The sequence below is a fragment of the Streptomyces sp. ICC1 genome (assembly GCF_003287935.1).
Taxonomy (GTDB): domain Bacteria; phylum Actinomycetota; class Actinomycetes; order Streptomycetales; family Streptomycetaceae; genus Streptomyces; species Streptomyces tritrimontium.
In genome coordinates this window covers 6,464,818-6,479,534 of record NZ_CP030287.1, presented here as the reverse complement: position 1 = coordinate 6,479,534, position 14,717 = coordinate 6,464,818, and the positions used below count along the sequence as shown (strand labels likewise).

Sequence of the window (14,717 nt, the reverse complement as noted above, 5' to 3'; positions counted from 1 at the left end):
CATGAGCCTTGCCGCACCGACGTCACCGACGTCATGGTCCTGCCCGGACCCCGCCGAACTGCTGCGCCGGCACTGGCCGCTGCTGCCGCTCGCCGCGACCGTACTGGCCCTCCTCGCCCCGCTTCCGGCGGGTGACGCGACCGCCTCCGGGAAGGTCGGCCCCGCCGACGCCGCGTCCCTGCTCCTCGTCCTCGTCTGCGGGATCCAGGCCCTGCGGGGCCGGGTGCGGCAGCTGAGCCCGCTGGGGGTGCTCGCGCTGGGCCTGCCCGCCGTCGGGCTCGCCGTCGCGACGGTGACCGCCGGCGACCCGTACGCGGCCCTGCCCGGGTTCGTGCGCTACCTCCAGGTGTTCGTGCTGGTCCCGGCGGCGATCGTGCTGCTGGTGCGCGACGCCGGGGAGTTCCGGCTCGCCGCCGGCTGCTTCGTGGTGCTGGCGCTGGTCCAGGGCGCGGTGGGCGTGGTGCAGTTCGCCACCCACACCGGAGCCTCGTACCAGGGCGAGGACATCCGCGCCGTGGGCACCTTCGGCCCCGGCGACGTCATGGGCATGGCCACGGTCGTCGCCTACGGGCTGGTCGTCGCCACGGCCGGGGCGTTCGCGCCGGGACTGCCGGCGCGGGTCCGGCGGTTCTCGGGCGCGGCGGCCCTGGCCCTGGTCGTCCCGCTGGTGCTGTCCTTCAGCCGCGGCGCCTGGATCGCGACCTTCTGCGGCGCCGGACTGGTCATGGCGCTGGCCGGGATCAGGCGGGCGCTGAAGGTGCTCGTCGCCCTGGCCGCCGTGGGAGTGGTGCTGGTGGGCGGGCTCGGCGTCGGCTCCGCGATGGTCGCGGAGCGGCTGACCTCGATCACCCAGGTCTCGGACGCCCCCGACCAGTCGGTCACCGACCGCTACACGATGTGGGCCGCCGCCGGGTCGATGTGGCGCGAGCGGCCCGCGGTGGGGGTGGGGCTCAAGGGCTTCCCGGCCAACCGGGACTCGCACTCCGGGCTGGCCCTGTCCTCGGGCAGCGACACCGCCGGCGCGGGCCAGGCGTACATCCGGCAGCCGCTGCTCTCCCCGCACAACATGTACCTGCTGGTGCTCAGCGAGCAGGGGCTGATCGGGCTGATCGCGCTGGCGGGCGGCTGGCTCGCCCTGCTGGTGGCGGGCCTGCGCAGGTGCCTGGTCGGCGGGCCCGCGCTGCGGGACTGCGGACTCGTCGCCGTCGGGCTGTTCGTGTGGCAACTCACCGACTTCCTCTACGCGGACATCGGCGGCCCGTCGACCGTCCTGACCGGGGTGATCATCGGCCTGGCCGCCTGGTGGGCGCTGCCCTCCGGCGCCGGTCCGAAGCCCGCGACCGGGGCGGCCTCCCCTGAGGGTGCGGCCGCCCGGTGACGGATACCACGCCCTGGCGGCGGCCCGCAGCCGCGGCGACCGAGGTCGCCGCGGCTGCGGGCCGTCCGCCGCACCCGGCCGTCCCGCCCGCGGCGCCCGGCGCCGCCGGTGACGGCGCGGCGCCGGCCGACCCGCCCGTGGCCGTGCCCGCCGGGCCGCCGTCGGCCGGGCGCGGCGCGGCCCACGTCGGCATCCCGGGCCCCGCGGGCGACGGCGGATCGGTCCGCGTGGTGGCCACCGGGCGCACCCGCCCCCGCCGGGACCGCGCCGCCGCGGACCCCGAGCAGGGGCCCGTGCGGACCGGGCCCCGCGGCTCCGGCCGGGCGGCCCCGGCCGACGGGGCCCGCTCGTCGAGCGGTAGCGCACTGGCCAAGGCGGCCGCCGTGACCGCCGGGCTGACCGCCGCCGGGGCCGTCTTCGGGCTGGTCCGGGACCAGACCATCGCGCACCTCTTCGGCGCCGGCCACGACAGCGACGCCTTCCTCATCGCCTGGACCGTCCCCGAGATGGCCTCGACGCTGCTCATCGAGGACGCCATGGCGCTGCTGATGGTGCCCGCGTTCAGCCACGCCCTGGCCCGCCGGGCCGCCAGCAGGGCCGGGCTCACCCGCAAGGAGGCCCGCGCGCAGGATCCCGTACGCCTGCTCGTGGGGGCGACGCTGCCCCGGCTCCTCGTGCTCCTGGCCGCCGTGGCGTCCGTGCTCATCGTCGCCGCCCCGCTCGTCGTGGGCGTCCTGGCGCCCGGGCTGCCGGACCCGGGACTCGCCGTCGAATGCACCCGGATGACCGCCCTGACCGTGCTGTCCTTCGGGATCGCCGGCTACTTCAGCGCCGCGCTCAGGGCGCACCGCTCCTTCGTGCCGCCCGCCGCCATCTACGTGTCGTACAACGTGGGGATCATCGGGACCATGGTGGCCCTGCACGCCCTGTGGGGAGTGCGCGCCGCCGCCGCCGGGGTCGCCATCGGCGGGATGCTGATGGCCCTGGTCCAACTGCCCGCCTTCATCCGCAACGTCGGCTTCGGACCGCCCCGCGCAAAGGGCGCCCCGCGCTTCCAGCGCGACCGGGACCGGCCGACCCTGATCGCCTTCGGGGTGATCGCCCCGGTCATCTTCTTCGCCGTCTTCCGCCAGTCGCAGGTCCTGGTCGAGCGGTTCCTCGCCGCCTCGCTGCCGTCCGGCGCCATCTCGCACCTGAACTACGCGCAAAAAGTCGCCCAGATGCCGATGGTGCTGTCCCTGATGATCTGCACCGTCACCTTCCCCGTCGTCGCCCAGGCCATGGCCGGCGGGGAGCGGGAGAAGGCCCGGCGGCGCGTGGAGCAGGACCTCGCACTCGCCTCCCTCGCCGTCCTCATGGGCACCGCGCTCGTCATCGGATACGCGCCCCAGATCATCCAAGTGCTCTTCGAGCGCGGGGCGTTCACCCATCAGGACACCGAGGCCACGGCCTCCGTCATGCGGGTCTACGGCCTCGGCCTGCTCGGCCACTGCCTCGTCGGGGCATTGTCCCGGCCCTTCTTCTCGACCGCCCGGCCCACCTGGTTCCCGGCGCTCGCGATGGGTGCCGGGCTCCTCGTCAACATCGTGGCCGGAGCCTTCGCCGTCGGCTGGTGGGGAACCTACGGGATTGCCGCGGCCAACGCCGCCGGCATCTCCACCACCGCCGCGCTGCTGCTCACCGGACTCGGCTCGCGCATCATCGCCATCCAGGTCCGGCGGGTCGCCGTCAGCATCGGCCGGCTCTCCGTCGCCGCCGTCGCCGCCTGCGCCACCGGCTGGATCGCCGGGCCGATGGTCCCCGACCCGCTCGTCAGCGCCGCCCTCGGCTGCCTGCTCGTCCCGGCCATGTTCGGCGCCACCGGCATGGCCATACGGGCCCTGGAGGTCATCGCCCTGCCCGGCCAGATCGCCCAGCTCACCGCTCACCTCACCTCCCAGCTCACCCAGAGGTTCCGCAATGTCCGCTGACACCGAAACGGCGCCCCCCGCCGCGGTGCTCCCCGCTCGCCGGACCGCATCGCCGTGGGTCCTGATGTACCACTCCGTCGCCGAGTTCACCGACCCCGCCGAGGACCCGTACGGCATCACCGTCACCCCGCACGCCCTGGAGGCGCAGCTGCTGTGGCTGCGCTCCCGGGGCCTGCGCGGAGTGTCCGTCGGCGAGCTGCTGCGGGCCCGCGCCGCCGGGCGCGGCGCCGGACTGGTCGGCCTGACCTTCGACGACGGCTACAGCGACTTCCTGACCCGCGCGCTGCCGCTGCTGCTCCGCCACGACTGCACCGCCACGCTGTTCGTCCTGCCCGGGCGGCTCGGCGTCGACAACGTCTGGGACCCGCTCGGACCCCGCAAGGCCCTGCTCACCGCCGAGGGGATCCGCGAAGTCGCCGCCGCCGGACAGGAGATCGGCTCGCACGGGCTGCTGCACCAGGACCTCACCGCGGCCACCGACGACGTGCTGCGGCAGGAGCTGCGCGGCAGCCGCGAGCTGATCCGGGAGCTGACCGGGACGCTGCCCGCCGGATTCTGCTACCCCTACGGGCACATCGACGCCCGGGTCGTCGCCGCGACGCGGGACGCCGGATACGGCTACGCCTGCGCCATCGACCCCGGGCCCCTCGCCGGGCCGCACGCGATGCCCCGTACGCACATCAGCCAGGCCGACGGCGGGCCGCGGCTGCGGATCAAGCAGGTGCGCCACCAGGTGCGGGAGCTGCGCCGGGCGGTGCACCTGTGAGCCCGGACAAGGTGCTGCACGTCATCACGGGACTGGGCGTCGGCGGCGCCGAGCAGCAACTGCGGCTGCTGCTGCGCCACATGCCGATGCGCTGCGACGTCCTGACGCTCACCAACCCCGGGCCGGTGGCCGAGGGACTGCGGGCGGACGGGGTCCGGGTCGTGCACCTGGGGATGCGCGGCAACCGCGACCTGGGGGCGCTGCCCAGGATGGTCACCTTCATCCGGCGCGGCCGGTACGACCTGGTCCACACGCACCTGTACCGGGCCTGCGTGTACGGGCGCCTCGCGGCCCGGATCGCCGGGGTCGGCGCGAGCGTGGCCACCGAACACTCCCTGGGGGAGGGCGAGATCGAGGGCCGGCCGCTGACCGGCGGGGTGCGCGCGCTGTACCTGGCGAGCGAACGGCTCGGCGCCGCGACGGTGGCCGTCTCGGACACGGTGGCGGCCCGGCTGGAGGCCTGGGGCGTGCCGGCCGGGCGGGTGCACGTGGTGCCGAACGGGATCGAGGCCGTGCGGTTCCGCTTCGACGAGGGCGTACGGCGGGCCACGCGAGCCCGGACCGGGCTGCCCGAGCGGGCCTTCGTCGTCGGCGGTGTCGGGCGGCTCGTGCCGGGCAAGCGGTTCGACGCGCTCGTGCGGGCGGTGGCGGCCCTGCCGGGGGCGCACCTGCTGCTGGCCGGGGACGGCCCGGAGCGCGCCTCGCTGCGGCTGCTCGCCGCGGAGCTGGGCGCGCAGAGCCGGATCCACCTGCTGGGGGAGCGGGACCCGCTGGGCGACAGCGCGGACGGGCGGACCCCCGGGATCCCGGCGCTGCTCGCCGCGATGGACGTCTTCGTCTCGCCCTCGCGGGAGGAGGCGTTCGGGCTGGCGGTGGTCGAGGCGCTCGCCGCCGGGCTGCCGGTGCTGCACGTGACCTGCCCGGCGATCGACGACCTGCCGCCGAGCCAGGCGCCGGGGGCGCGGCGGATCGGCACGGGCGCGGAGGAGCTGGTCGCCGCACTGCGCGGGCACATGGAGGCGGGCGCGATGCGGCTGCCGCCGCCGGGGGTGGTGCGGCGCTACGACATCGCGCGCAGCGCGGGGCAACTGCTGTCGGTCTACGACCAGGCCCTGACCACGGCTCCGGGCCGGGCCTGGGGCCACGTCCCCGCCCCGGCGGGGTCCCGCTCCGGGGTGGGGACCACTCGCCCGGGCACGGCGCCGCTGCCGGAGGCCGGCCCCCGGACCCCCGCGCCTCAAACTCCGGCGGGGCTGGATGTGCCCGCCGCCGGGAGGGAATCCCGGGTGGGGCCGCAGGCGGCGGCCGGCGCCGTGGGGCGGGCCGGCGACGGCTCGCCGGAGCCCGCCCGGGGCGGAGAGAACGGCTGATCCGAGTCCCGCAGGGGGTCCCCCGGGGACCCGAACCAACCACCCGTCACCAGGAAAGAGGCACGCACATGGCTGACACCGCCGACCAGAAGAAGTCCACCCACCGTCGCCGGGTCCGGCTGCTGCCGCCCCCCGCGTGGTGGCCGCTGCCGGCCGCGGCCCTGCTGGGGCTGGCCGCGGGCGGGGCGTACGGGGTGCTCAAGGCCCCCGAGTACGCCGCCACCAGCTACGTCGTCGCGGTTCCCGACGACACCACCGAGCCGGCCACCGCGCTGGGCTTCGCCCAGGCCTACGCCCGCATCGCCACCAGCAGCTCCACCCTCGCGTACGCCCAGCCCCGCGCGGGCGTCGGCGTACAGCAGCTGCGCACGCAGGTCCGCGCCGAGACCTCCCCCGAGTCCCCGATGATCGCCATCACCGGGACGGCGAAGAGCGCGGGCGAGGCCGCCGACATCGCGAACGCGGTGGCCGACGCCCTGTCGCTGAGCAGCAACCAGGCCGCCAAGAACACCGGCGTGCAGCTGCTCCTCTTCAACCAGGCCGTCGCGCCCTCCGAGCCGGCCTCGGCCTCGCCCACCCTCAGCGGGGCGGTCGGCCTGTGCGCCGGCGGACTCCTGGGCGGCCTGTGGATGCTCGCCCGGCCCGCGCGCCGCAAGGACGGGCGCGAGGGCGGCGCCGAGGACTCCGGCGCCGTCACCGCCCCGGAGTTCGCCTCGCTTCCCGCGCAGGGCGACCACAGCGAGACCAAGGAGAAGGAGTCCGTGCGATGACGTCGGGCTCCGTCGGGCCCCTGTCGGTGACGCTGTGCCGCGACCCCCGGCAGTTCGCCGCGCTGGAGGAGCCGTGGAACCGGCTCGTCCGCGGCTGTCCCACCGCCACTCCGTTCCAGAGCCACGCCTGGCTGCACTCCTGGTGGCTGTCCTACGGCAAGGACGGCCGGCTGCGGATCGTCCTCGTACGGCGCGGGGAGGAACTGGTCGGCGCCGCCGCGCTGATGCTCGTACACCGGCCGCTGCCGCTCCTCGTACCGATCGGTGGGGGCATCACCGACTACTTCGACGTGCTGGTCGCGGCCGGCCAGGCCGAACAGGTCGTCCCGGCGCTGGCCCGCGGCCTGCACCGGGCCGCCCGCGGCGCGGTCGTCGACCTGCGCGAGGTGCGGCCCGGCGCCGCGGCCGAGGCGGTGTACGAGGCGTGGCCCGGGATCGGCAGCAAGTTGACCGACTCCACCTGCATGGAGCTGCCCGTGCTGCCGTTCGACGAGCTGGTCAAACGGATGCCGGCCTCGGGCGCGCAGCGGGTGCGGGCCAAGCTCCGCAAGACGGACGCGGCCGGCATCGAGGAGCACGAGGTCACCGAGCAGGAAGTGCCGCGCGCGGTACGGACCCTGCTGCGGCTGCACGAGAAGCAGTGGCGCGGCCGCGGGGTGACCCCCGAGCACCTCAAGCCGCGCTTCGCCGAGCACCTGACCCGGGCCACCCGGCGGATGGTGCGCGCCGGGGAGGGCCGGCTGGCCGAGTTCCGGCTCGACGGGAAGGTGGTCGCGGCCAACCTCACGCTGTTGTCGGGCGCGCTCAGCGGCGGCTACCTCTACGGGGCCGATCCGGACCTGCGCGACCGGAAGGTCGACGTGGCGACGCTGCTGCTGCGCTACGAGACCGGCCGCGCGCTCGCCGAGGGCCGCCCGGTGGTGAGCTTCCTGCGCGGCAACGAGCCGTACAAGAACCACTGGCGGCCGGAGACGGTGGTCAACCAGCGCTTCCTGATGGCCACCTCCGCGCTCGCGCCCCTGCTGCGACTGCACGAGTCGCAGGTGGCGGGGCGCGAGCGGGCGGTGGACGTACTGCGGGAGGCGCTGCCGGCCGCCAGGGACTGGCGGGCGCGGCTCAACGAACTGCGGGTCCGATGACCCGACCGACCCGCCTAGAAGGGCCAGAAGCCGGTTTCCCGGCCCCAGTCGACCTTGACGCAGACCGACTGCTTGCCGACCAGCTTGGAGAGCCACTCGCCGAAGTTGAGCGGCACGCACCACTGCGTGCTGTTGACGGGCGCCGAGCGGCTGGTCGCGCTGGGCGTCCCGGACACGGTGATCGTGCTCGGCTGGGAGATGAACGGCACCACCTACACCCACCGCTGCGGGCCGGACCCCCCCCGAGATCTACCCAGTGTGTTGCGTCGGCAGCGTAGGATGGGTAGAAGAGACGGGAGCTGGTCCGCCAGCCAGGTGGGGATGCCGCCCAGCAGGTGGAACAGGCGGCGGGCCTCCGCACGGAGGCGGGCGGCCTCCGGCTCGGGCTCGGCTTCGGCCAGGGCGGCGAGCGCCGGGGCCGTGCCCACCAGGAAGCCCAGGTCCTCCCGGATCCGGAGGGATTCCGCGAAGCCCTTGCGGGCCTCGGCGACCTCCCCGTCCCGGAGGGACAGCGCGGCCAGGTGCCGCCAGGTGAAGGACAGCAGCAGGGTGTCGCCGTGGGCCAGCGCCCCCGCATGGGCCCGCCGGTAGGCGGGCAGCGCCGACTGCGGGGCGTCCGCGAGGTGCTCGGCGACCAGCCCGCGCCGGAAGTCCAGCAGCGGCCGGGTCCGGGACCCCGGCGACAGCAGCGCCGCCGCCCGGCCCAGCGCGGAGCGGGCCTCGTCGGCCCGGTCCCGCACGCCCAGTACGGTCGCCGCGTACGCCAGGTGCCCCCGCTCGCAGGCCGCCGCGCCCCGGTCGTCGTCGTCCTGGGACACGGCCTCGGCCACGCGCAGCGCGTCCTCGGCCTCGGCCCAGCCCTGCCCGGTGAACAGGCAGCGCTCGACCAGCAGCGCGGTCCGCTGGACGGCGGCTCCGGCATCGTGCAAGTGCGGCGTCAGCAGGGCCGCCGCGTCGGTCCAACAGCCGCGCGAGCGCAGCCGCCATATCGCCCGCTGGAGGGGGTCGTCTCCCCCGGTAGTTCCGGCACCGGACATGGCGGTATCCGCCACATTGCCCTCCCCAAAGCAACCAAGCAGCACGTCGTTGAGCCCTGGGGCGAAATGAGAGCACGGATCGGCGGGTTCGGCCAAGGGGTCGGGTGAACTCTTTCACAAAGTCCGGACGGATCATCAGTCGACCCCGCTCCGCCGAGGCCGCGGCCGCGACCGGCCCGACCGGCCCCGAGGGCCGGTCAGAACCGGAATCTCCTCAGCTCATCCGCAGTGCGAGGAAGAAGTCGAGCTTGTCCTCCAGCCGGGAAAGGTCCCGCGCCGTCAACTGCTCGATTCGCCCGACCCGGTACCTCAGCGTGTTGACGTGTAGGTGCAGCCGCGTCGCGCAGCGGGTCCACGAGCCGTCGCAGTCGAGGAAGGCCTCGAGCGTGGGGATGAGCTCCGCGCGGTGGCGGCGGTCGTAGTCGCGCAGCGGGTCGAGCAGCCGGGCGGTGAAGGCGCGCCGCACGTCGTCCGGGACGAACGGCAGCAGCAGGACGTGCGAGGCCAGCTCGTGGTGGCCGGCCGCGCAGACCCGGCCCGGGCGGGCCGCCGCGACCCGGCGGGCGTGCCGGGCCTCCTCCAGGGCTCCGCGCAGCCCCTCGGCGGAGTGCACGGCCGCGCTGACGCCCAGCGTGAGCCGGCCGTCGTCGGCCAGTCCGGCCGCCAGGGGCTCCCGTACGGCCGAGAGCAGCGTCTCCGCGTGCAGGGCGGTGTCGGGGCCCTTCTCCTCCCCGGGCTCCCCGGTCGGGGCGGGCAGCGGCACGAGGGCGATCGCCTCGTCCCCGGCGTGCGCGACGGCGATCCGGTCCGAGGGCTCGGGCCCGGAGACGGACGGGTCGACGAGGATCTCTTCCAGCAGGGACTGGGCCACGGGTCCGCCGGCGATGTCCCCGCCGTCCCAGTCCACCCGGGCCACCACGACCTGCCAGTGCGGGGCGGCCCCCAGGCCCGGCAGGAGCACCGGCGCGGCCACCCGCAGGCGGGCGGCGATCTCGGCGGGCGGGGCGCCCGTCTGGACCAGCTCCAGGACCTCCTGGGCGAGGCGGCGGCGTACGGTGCGGGCCGCGTCGCGGCGGTCCCGCTCGACCGCGATCAGCTGGGTGACGCCCTGGAGCAGGTCGAGCCGCTCGGCGGGCCAGTCGCCCGCGTCGGCCTCGACGGCGAGCAGCCAGTCGGAGAGCACGCTCTCGCGGACGTCCCGCCCGGCCGGACCGGTCGCGCCCCGCCCGGCTCCCCTGATCGGGAAGAGGGAGTAGGTAATACCCTGGATGGAGATCCGGTGCGGGCCCCGGCGGCCCGTCCGGACCGCCGCGAGGTGTTCGCTCGCCAGTGCCGCGCAGACGCCCGGCGCCAGCGGCTCCCCGGCCCCGGCGATCTGCCGGCCCGTGGGTGAGAGCACCCAGGCCCGGAGATCGAGGTCGGTGGTGAGCAGATCGAGCACCACGTCGGGGCCGCCGCCGGCCGGACCGGACGTCATGAGGCGGCGGTGGCGGTCCACCACGGCCGCGAGATCGCCGGCGCGCTCGCCGGACACCTGCCGGACCACATACTCGGTGATCGTGGCGAATGCAACGTCTTCGTTTACGGCGAACAACGGCAGACGGTTGCGTAGACACGCCGAGACGAGGTCGTCGGGAATGTCACCCAGCTCGGCCTCGCCGGCCGCGAGCCCGGCCACGCCGGCGCTCGCGAGGATTCGTACGAACGGCTCGGAGTCGGCTGAATTTCGTCTCCAGGCCAGGCCAGTGAGGACCAGCTCCCCTCCGGAGAGGTATCGGCTGGGATCACGCAGGTCGGTCGTCATGACCCCGCGGACCGTCCGGTCGAGTTCTTCCTCGCCGCCGAGCAGCCGCAGCCCCAGCGCCTCGGTTTCCAGCAGTGCGCGCAGCCGCATGATGTCGCCGCCGATCTGTCTCGAATGTTGCCGTTGGAAATCGGGCAGGTCGTCGCATCCTGCCTTTCATACGAATCTACAAGACGAGGGAGGTCCCCAGCCAACTCCTTCATGGTTTCGGTGACTGCACCCGGGGGACGGATGGCCGCTGTACTGAGTCCACACCGCGTTAACAGCACGTGAACGACCAGTCGAGGGCCCAACGGCCTCCTGGCTTGAAGTGAACGACCCGATTAAGAAGAAGAGAGCCGCACATGGACTTCCTTCGCCCCGCCAGCTGGGAGGAGGCGCTCGCCGCTAAGGCCGAGTTCCCCACAGCTGTGCCGATCGCGGGTGGCACCGATGTGATGGTCGAGATCAACTTCGACCACCGTCGGCCGGAGTACCTCCTGGACCTGAACCGCATCGGTCTCCTGCGGGAGTGGGAGGTCGGCGAGGACGTGGTTCGTCTGGGCGCCTCCGTCCCGTACACGCAGATCATGGAGAACCTCCGCACGGAGCTTCCGGGACTCGCGCTCGCCTCGCACACGGTCGCGTCCCCGCAGATCCGCAACCGCGGCGGTGTCGGCGGCAACCTCGGTTGCGCCTCGCCGGCCGGCGACTCCCACCCCGCGCTGCTCGCGGCGGGCGCCGAGGTCGAGGTGGAGTCCGTACGCGGATCCCGCCTGATCCCGATCGACGAGTTCTACACCGGCGTCAAGCGCAACGCGCTGGCCGCCGACGAGCTCATCAAGACCGTCCACGTCAAGAAGGCGGACGGCCCCCAGCAGTACTCCAAGGTCGGCTCCCGCAACGCGATGGTCATCGCCGTCTGCGCGTTCGGCCTGGCGCTGCACCCCGAGACCCGCACGGTCCGGACCGGCATCGGTTCGGCCGCGCCGACCCCGATCCGGGCGAAGGCCGCCGAGGAGTTCCTGGGCGCCGCGCTCGAAGAGGGCGGCTTCTGGGAGTCCGGCAAGGTCATCACCCCGTCGATCGCCAAGCAGTTCGGTGACCTCGCCTCCGGCGCGGCCAACCCGATCGACGACGTCCGCGGCACGGCGAAGTACCGCCGCCACGCGGTCGGCATCATGGCTCGCCGCCAGCTCGTCTGGACGTGGGAGCAGTACCGCGGTTCGAACAACGGCCGCTCGCTTGAAGGGGCTGCGTAATCATGCGCGTCAATTTCACTGTCAACGGCCGTCCGCAGGAAGCCGACGACGTCTGGGAGGGCGAGTCCCTCCTCTACGTCCTGCGCGAGCGCCTGGGCCTGCCCGGTTCGAAGAACGCCTGTGAGCAGGGCGAGTGCGGTTCCTGCACCGTCCGTCTCGACGGCGTGCCGGTCTGTTCCTGTCTGGTCGCGGCCGGTCAGGTCGAGGGCCGCGACGTCGTGACCGTCGAGGGCCTGGCGGAGTTCGCCAAGCAGCGCGACGAGCACGGCCACGGCGGTGCCTGCGGCACCGGCGGCGGCTGCGGCTCCAAGGGCGGCGTCACCCTGGACGCGGCCAAGCAGTGGCAGGCCAAGCCGGGCGACTCGCAGACCGGCGAGGGCGTGGAGCTCTCCACGATCCAGCAGGCGTTCATCGACGCCGGCGCGGTCCAGTGCGGTTTCTGCACCCCGGGTCTGCTCGTCCAGGCAGACGCGCTGCTGGAGGAGAACCCCTCCCCGTCCGACCAGGACATCCGTGAGTCCCTGTCCGGCAACCTCTGCCGCTGCACGGGCTACGAGAAGATCCTCGACGCGGTCCGCCTCGCGGCCGCCCGTCAGTCTGAGGCGGTCTGACCATGGCCCAGAACACGCGCACGGTCCCGGCGGGTACGCCGACCAACGTCACGCAGAAGCACAACAAGGGCGGCATCGGCGAGTCCACGCTGCGCCCGGACGGCACCCTCAAGGTGACCGGTGAGTTCGCGTACTCCTCGGACATGTGGCACGAGGACATGCTGTGGGGCCAGACCCTGCGCTCCACCGTGGCCCACGCCGAGATCGTCTCGATCGACATCTCCGAGGCCCTGGCGATGCCGGGCGTCTACTCGGTGCTGACGTACGACGACCTGCCGGCCGAGATGAAGAACTACGGCCTGGAGATCCAGGACACCCCGGTTCTCGCCAACGGCCGGGTCCGTCACCACGGTGAGCCGGTCGCCCTCGTGGCCGCCGACCACCCGGAGACCGCCCGCCGCGCGGCCGCCAAGATCAAGATCGACTACCGTGAGCTGCCGCTCGTCACGGACGAGGCCTCCGCCCTCGCCCCCGGCGCGCCGCTGATCCACGAGGGCCGGGACGACCACCACATCGGTCACGTCCCGCACCCGAACATCGTGCACCGCCAGCCGATCATCCGCGGCAACGTGGAAGAGGCCCGGAAGCGCGCCGACGTCATCGTCGAGGGCGAGTACACCTTCGGCATGCAGGACCAGGCCTTCCTCGGCCCGGAGTCCGGTCTGGCCGTGCCGTCCGAGGACGGCGGTGTCGAGCTGTACGTGGCCACCCAGTGGCTGCACTCGGACCTCCAGCAGATCGCCCCGGTCCTGGGCCTGCCGCCGGAGAAGGTCCGCATGACGCTCTCGGGCGTCGGCGGTGCCTTCGGTGGCCGCGAGGACATTTCGATGCAGATCCACGCCTGCCTCCTGGCCCTGGCCACGAACAAGCCGGTCAAGATCGTCTACAACCGTTTCGAGTCCTTCTTCGGCCACGTGCACCGTCACCCGGCGAAGCTGTACTACGAGCACGGCGCCACCAAGGACGGCAAGCTCACGCACATGAAGTGCAAGATCGTCCTGGACGGCGGCGCGTACGCGTCCGCTTCCCCGGCGGTCGTGGGCAACGCCTCCTCGCTCTCGGTCGGTCCCTACGTCCTGGAGGACGTGGACATCGAGGCGATCGCGCTCTACACGAACAACCCGCCCTGTGGCGCGATGCGCGGCTTCGGCGCCGTCCAGGCCTGCTTCGCCTACGAGGCCCAGATGGACAAGCTCGCGGCGAAGCTGGGCATGGACCCGGTCGAGTTCCGCCAGCTCAACGCCATGGAGCAGGGCACGATCATGCCCACCGGCCAGGTCGTGGACGCCCCGGCGCCCGTCGCCGAGCTGCTGCGCCGGGTCAAGGCCCGTCCGATGCCGCCGGAGCGCCAGTGGGAGTCCGCCGGCGAGAGCGCGGACGTCCGCGCGCTGCCGGGCGGCCTCTCCAACACCACCCACGGCGAAGGCGTCGTCCGCGGCGTCGGCTACGCGGTCGGCATCAAGAACGTCGGCTTCTCCGAGGGCTTCGACGACTACTCCACCGCCCGCGTGACCCTCGAGGTCATCAACGGCGAGGCCGTGGCGATGGTCCACACGGCCATGGCGGAGGTCGGCCAGGGCGGCATCACCGTCCACGCGCAGATCGCCCGTACGGAGCTGGGTGTCACGCAGGTGACCATCCACCCGGCCGACACGCAGGTCGGCTCCGCCGGTTCCACGTCCGCCTCGCGGCAGACGTACATGACCGGTGGCGCCGTGAAGAACACCTGTGAGGCCGTCCGCGAGGCGGTCCTGGAGATCGGCCGGCGCAAGAACGGCTCGTACCACCCCGCGTGGGCGACCGCCGAGCTGCTCCTCGAAGGCGGAAAGGTCGTCACGGACGGCGGAGAGGTCCTCGCGGACCTCGCCGACATCCTGGAGGGCGAGGACGCGATCGACATCGAGCTCGAGTTCCGCCACGCCGCGACCGAGCCCTTCGACCTGGTCACCGGCCAGGGCAACGGTCACGTCCAGTACACCTTCGCCGCGCACCGCGCGGTCGTCGAGGTGGACACCGAGCTCGGCCTCGTCAAGGTCGTCGAGCTCGCCACCGCCCAGGACGTGGGCAAGGCGCTGAACATGCTCTCCGTGGTCGGCCAGATCCAGGGTGGTACCACCCAGGGCCTGGGCGTCGCGATCATGGAAGAGATCATCGTGGACCCGAAGACCGCGAAGGTGCGCAACCCCTCCTTCACGGACTACCTGATCCCCACCATCCTCGACACCCCGACCATCCCGGTCGACGTCCTGGAGCTCGCCGACCCGAAGGCCCCGTACGGCCTGCGCGGCATGGGCGAGGCCCCGACCCTCTCGTCCACCCCGGCCGTCATCGCGGCGATCCGGGCGGCGACCGGTCTGGAGATCAACAAGACGCCGATCCGTCCGGAACTGCTCACCGGCACCCTCTAGGACGGCGTGGTCCGGGGGCCGCGAGGCCCCCGGACCCCCCCAGATTTCCGGGCGGTGCGACACGGGAACGTCACACTTCCAGCCGCACCGCCCGGAGCACAGAAGTCCGGAGTCATCAGCACCGCACCGCTCGCGGTCAGTTTCACCGGCAGAACCCCCACGCACCACCCACGGTCGCACCACCTACCCCCGGTGCCACCAAGCAGGCAGTACCGCAGAACCC

The 14,717-nt window shown here is 73.6% G+C and carries 12 protein-coding genes; 9 read left to right on the top strand and 3 right to left on the bottom strand.

Annotated features, from left to right (window positions below):
• Nucleotide 1: 1 nt before the first annotated feature.
• The 6 genes from DRB96_RS30395 to DRB96_RS30370 all read left to right on the top strand — a co-directional run bounded on the left by DRB96_RS30395 (nucleotide 2) and on the right by DRB96_RS30370 (nucleotide 7,393).
• Nucleotides 2-1,378 (top strand): O-antigen ligase family protein, encoded by a 1,377-nt coding sequence (locus DRB96_RS30395; protein ID WP_112451353.1) that lies wholly within the window; start codon nucleotides 2-4, stop codon nucleotides 1,376-1,378.
• Nucleotides 1,375-3,348 (top strand): lipid II flippase MurJ, encoded by a 1,974-nt coding sequence (locus tag DRB96_RS30390; RefSeq protein WP_239516443.1) that lies wholly within the window; start codon nucleotides 1,375-1,377, stop codon nucleotides 3,346-3,348. The genes DRB96_RS30395 and DRB96_RS30390 overlap by 4 nt, the downstream gene beginning before the upstream one ends.
• On the top strand, nucleotides 3,338-4,114 hold the full coding sequence (locus DRB96_RS30385) for a polysaccharide deacetylase family protein (RefSeq protein WP_112451352.1): 777 nt from the start codon (nucleotides 3,338-3,340) through the stop codon (nucleotides 4,112-4,114). Before DRB96_RS30390 ends, DRB96_RS30385 begins: the two co-directional genes overlap by 11 nt.
• On the top strand, nucleotides 4,111-5,484 hold the full coding sequence (locus DRB96_RS30380) for a glycosyltransferase (RefSeq protein ID WP_112451351.1): 1,374 nt from the start codon (nucleotides 4,111-4,113) through the stop codon (nucleotides 5,482-5,484). The genes DRB96_RS30385 and DRB96_RS30380 overlap by 4 nt, the downstream gene beginning before the upstream one ends.
• Before the next feature lie 68 nt (nucleotides 5,485-5,552).
• The gene (locus DRB96_RS30375; protein WP_112451350.1) at nucleotides 5,553-6,254 is read left to right on the top strand and encodes a lipopolysaccharide biosynthesis protein; all 702 of its coding nucleotides are present in this window, start codon (nucleotides 5,553-5,555) and stop codon (nucleotides 6,252-6,254) included.
• Nucleotides 6,251-7,393 (top strand): GNAT family N-acetyltransferase, encoded by a 1,143-nt coding sequence (locus tag DRB96_RS30370; RefSeq protein WP_112451349.1) that lies wholly within the window; start codon nucleotides 6,251-6,253, stop codon nucleotides 7,391-7,393. Before DRB96_RS30375 ends, DRB96_RS30370 begins: the two co-directional genes overlap by 4 nt.
• A gap of 14 nt (nucleotides 7,394-7,407) precedes the next feature.
• On the opposite strand, the gene DRB96_RS30365 is transcribed toward DRB96_RS30370, so the two are convergent.
• From DRB96_RS30365 to DRB96_RS30355, 3 genes are all read right to left on the bottom strand, one after another.
• Nucleotides 7,408-7,602: a hypothetical protein gene (locus DRB96_RS30365; RefSeq protein ID WP_162689035.1), complete on the bottom strand. Its 195-nt coding sequence runs from the start codon at nucleotides 7,600-7,602 to the stop codon at nucleotides 7,408-7,410.
• 3 nt (nucleotides 7,603-7,605) lie between these two features.
• Nucleotides 7,606-8,445: a hypothetical protein gene (locus DRB96_RS30360; RefSeq protein ID WP_239517781.1), complete on the bottom strand. Its 840-nt coding sequence runs from the start codon at nucleotides 8,443-8,445 to the stop codon at nucleotides 7,606-7,608.
• A gap of 199 nt (nucleotides 8,446-8,644) precedes the next feature.
• Nucleotides 8,645-10,324 (bottom strand): PucR family transcriptional regulator ligand-binding domain-containing protein, encoded by a 1,680-nt coding sequence (locus DRB96_RS30355; RefSeq protein ID WP_112451347.1) that lies wholly within the window; start codon nucleotides 10,322-10,324, stop codon nucleotides 8,645-8,647.
• A gap of 254 nt (nucleotides 10,325-10,578) precedes the next feature.
• Here DRB96_RS30355 and DRB96_RS30350 point away from each other — a divergent pair, with 254 nt between their 5' ends.
• From DRB96_RS30350 to DRB96_RS30340, 3 genes are read left to right on the top strand one after another with little or no spacing between them, the layout of a single operon-like run.
• The gene (locus DRB96_RS30350) at nucleotides 10,579-11,475 is read left to right on the top strand and encodes a xanthine dehydrogenase family protein subunit M (RefSeq protein ID WP_112451346.1); all 897 of its coding nucleotides are present in this window, start codon (nucleotides 10,579-10,581) and stop codon (nucleotides 11,473-11,475) included.
• 2 nt (nucleotides 11,476-11,477) lie between these two features.
• Complete coding sequence (locus tag DRB96_RS30345) at nucleotides 11,478-12,086, top strand: (2Fe-2S)-binding protein (protein WP_112451345.1); 609 nt, start codon at nucleotides 11,478-11,480, stop codon at nucleotides 12,084-12,086.
• A gap of 2 nt (nucleotides 12,087-12,088) precedes the next feature.
• Nucleotides 12,089-14,494 (top strand): molybdopterin cofactor-binding domain-containing protein, encoded by a 2,406-nt coding sequence (locus tag DRB96_RS30340; protein WP_112451344.1) that lies wholly within the window; start codon nucleotides 12,089-12,091, stop codon nucleotides 14,492-14,494.
• Nucleotides 14,495-14,717: the final 223 nt, after the last annotated feature.

What these genes read in the sequence shown, in the direction of transcription:
- DRB96_RS30395 (WP_112451353.1), top strand. Translation starts at nt 2, where the DNA reads ATGAGCCTTGCCGCACCGACGTCACCGACGTCATGGTCCTGCCCGGAC.
- DRB96_RS30385 (WP_112451352.1), top strand. Translation starts at nt 3,338, where the DNA reads ATGTCCGCTGACACCGAAACGGCGCCCCCCGCCGCGGTGCTCCCCGCT.
- DRB96_RS30375 (WP_112451350.1), top strand. Translation starts at nt 5,553, where the DNA reads ATGGCTGACACCGCCGACCAGAAGAAGTCCACCCACCGTCGCCGGGTC.
- DRB96_RS30370 (WP_112451349.1), top strand. Translation starts at nt 6,251, where the DNA reads ATGACGTCGGGCTCCGTCGGGCCCCTGTCGGTGACGCTGTGCCGCGAC.
- DRB96_RS30355 (WP_112451347.1), bottom strand. Translation starts at nt 10,324, where the DNA reads ATGCGGCTGCGCGCACTGCTGGAAACCGAGGCGCTGGGGCTGCGGCTG.
- DRB96_RS30350 (WP_112451346.1), top strand. Translation starts at nt 10,579, where the DNA reads ATGGACTTCCTTCGCCCCGCCAGCTGGGAGGAGGCGCTCGCCGCTAAG.
- DRB96_RS30345 (WP_112451345.1), top strand. Translation starts at nt 11,478, where the DNA reads ATGCGCGTCAATTTCACTGTCAACGGCCGTCCGCAGGAAGCCGACGAC.
- DRB96_RS30340 (WP_112451344.1), top strand. Translation starts at nt 12,089, where the DNA reads ATGGCCCAGAACACGCGCACGGTCCCGGCGGGTACGCCGACCAACGTC.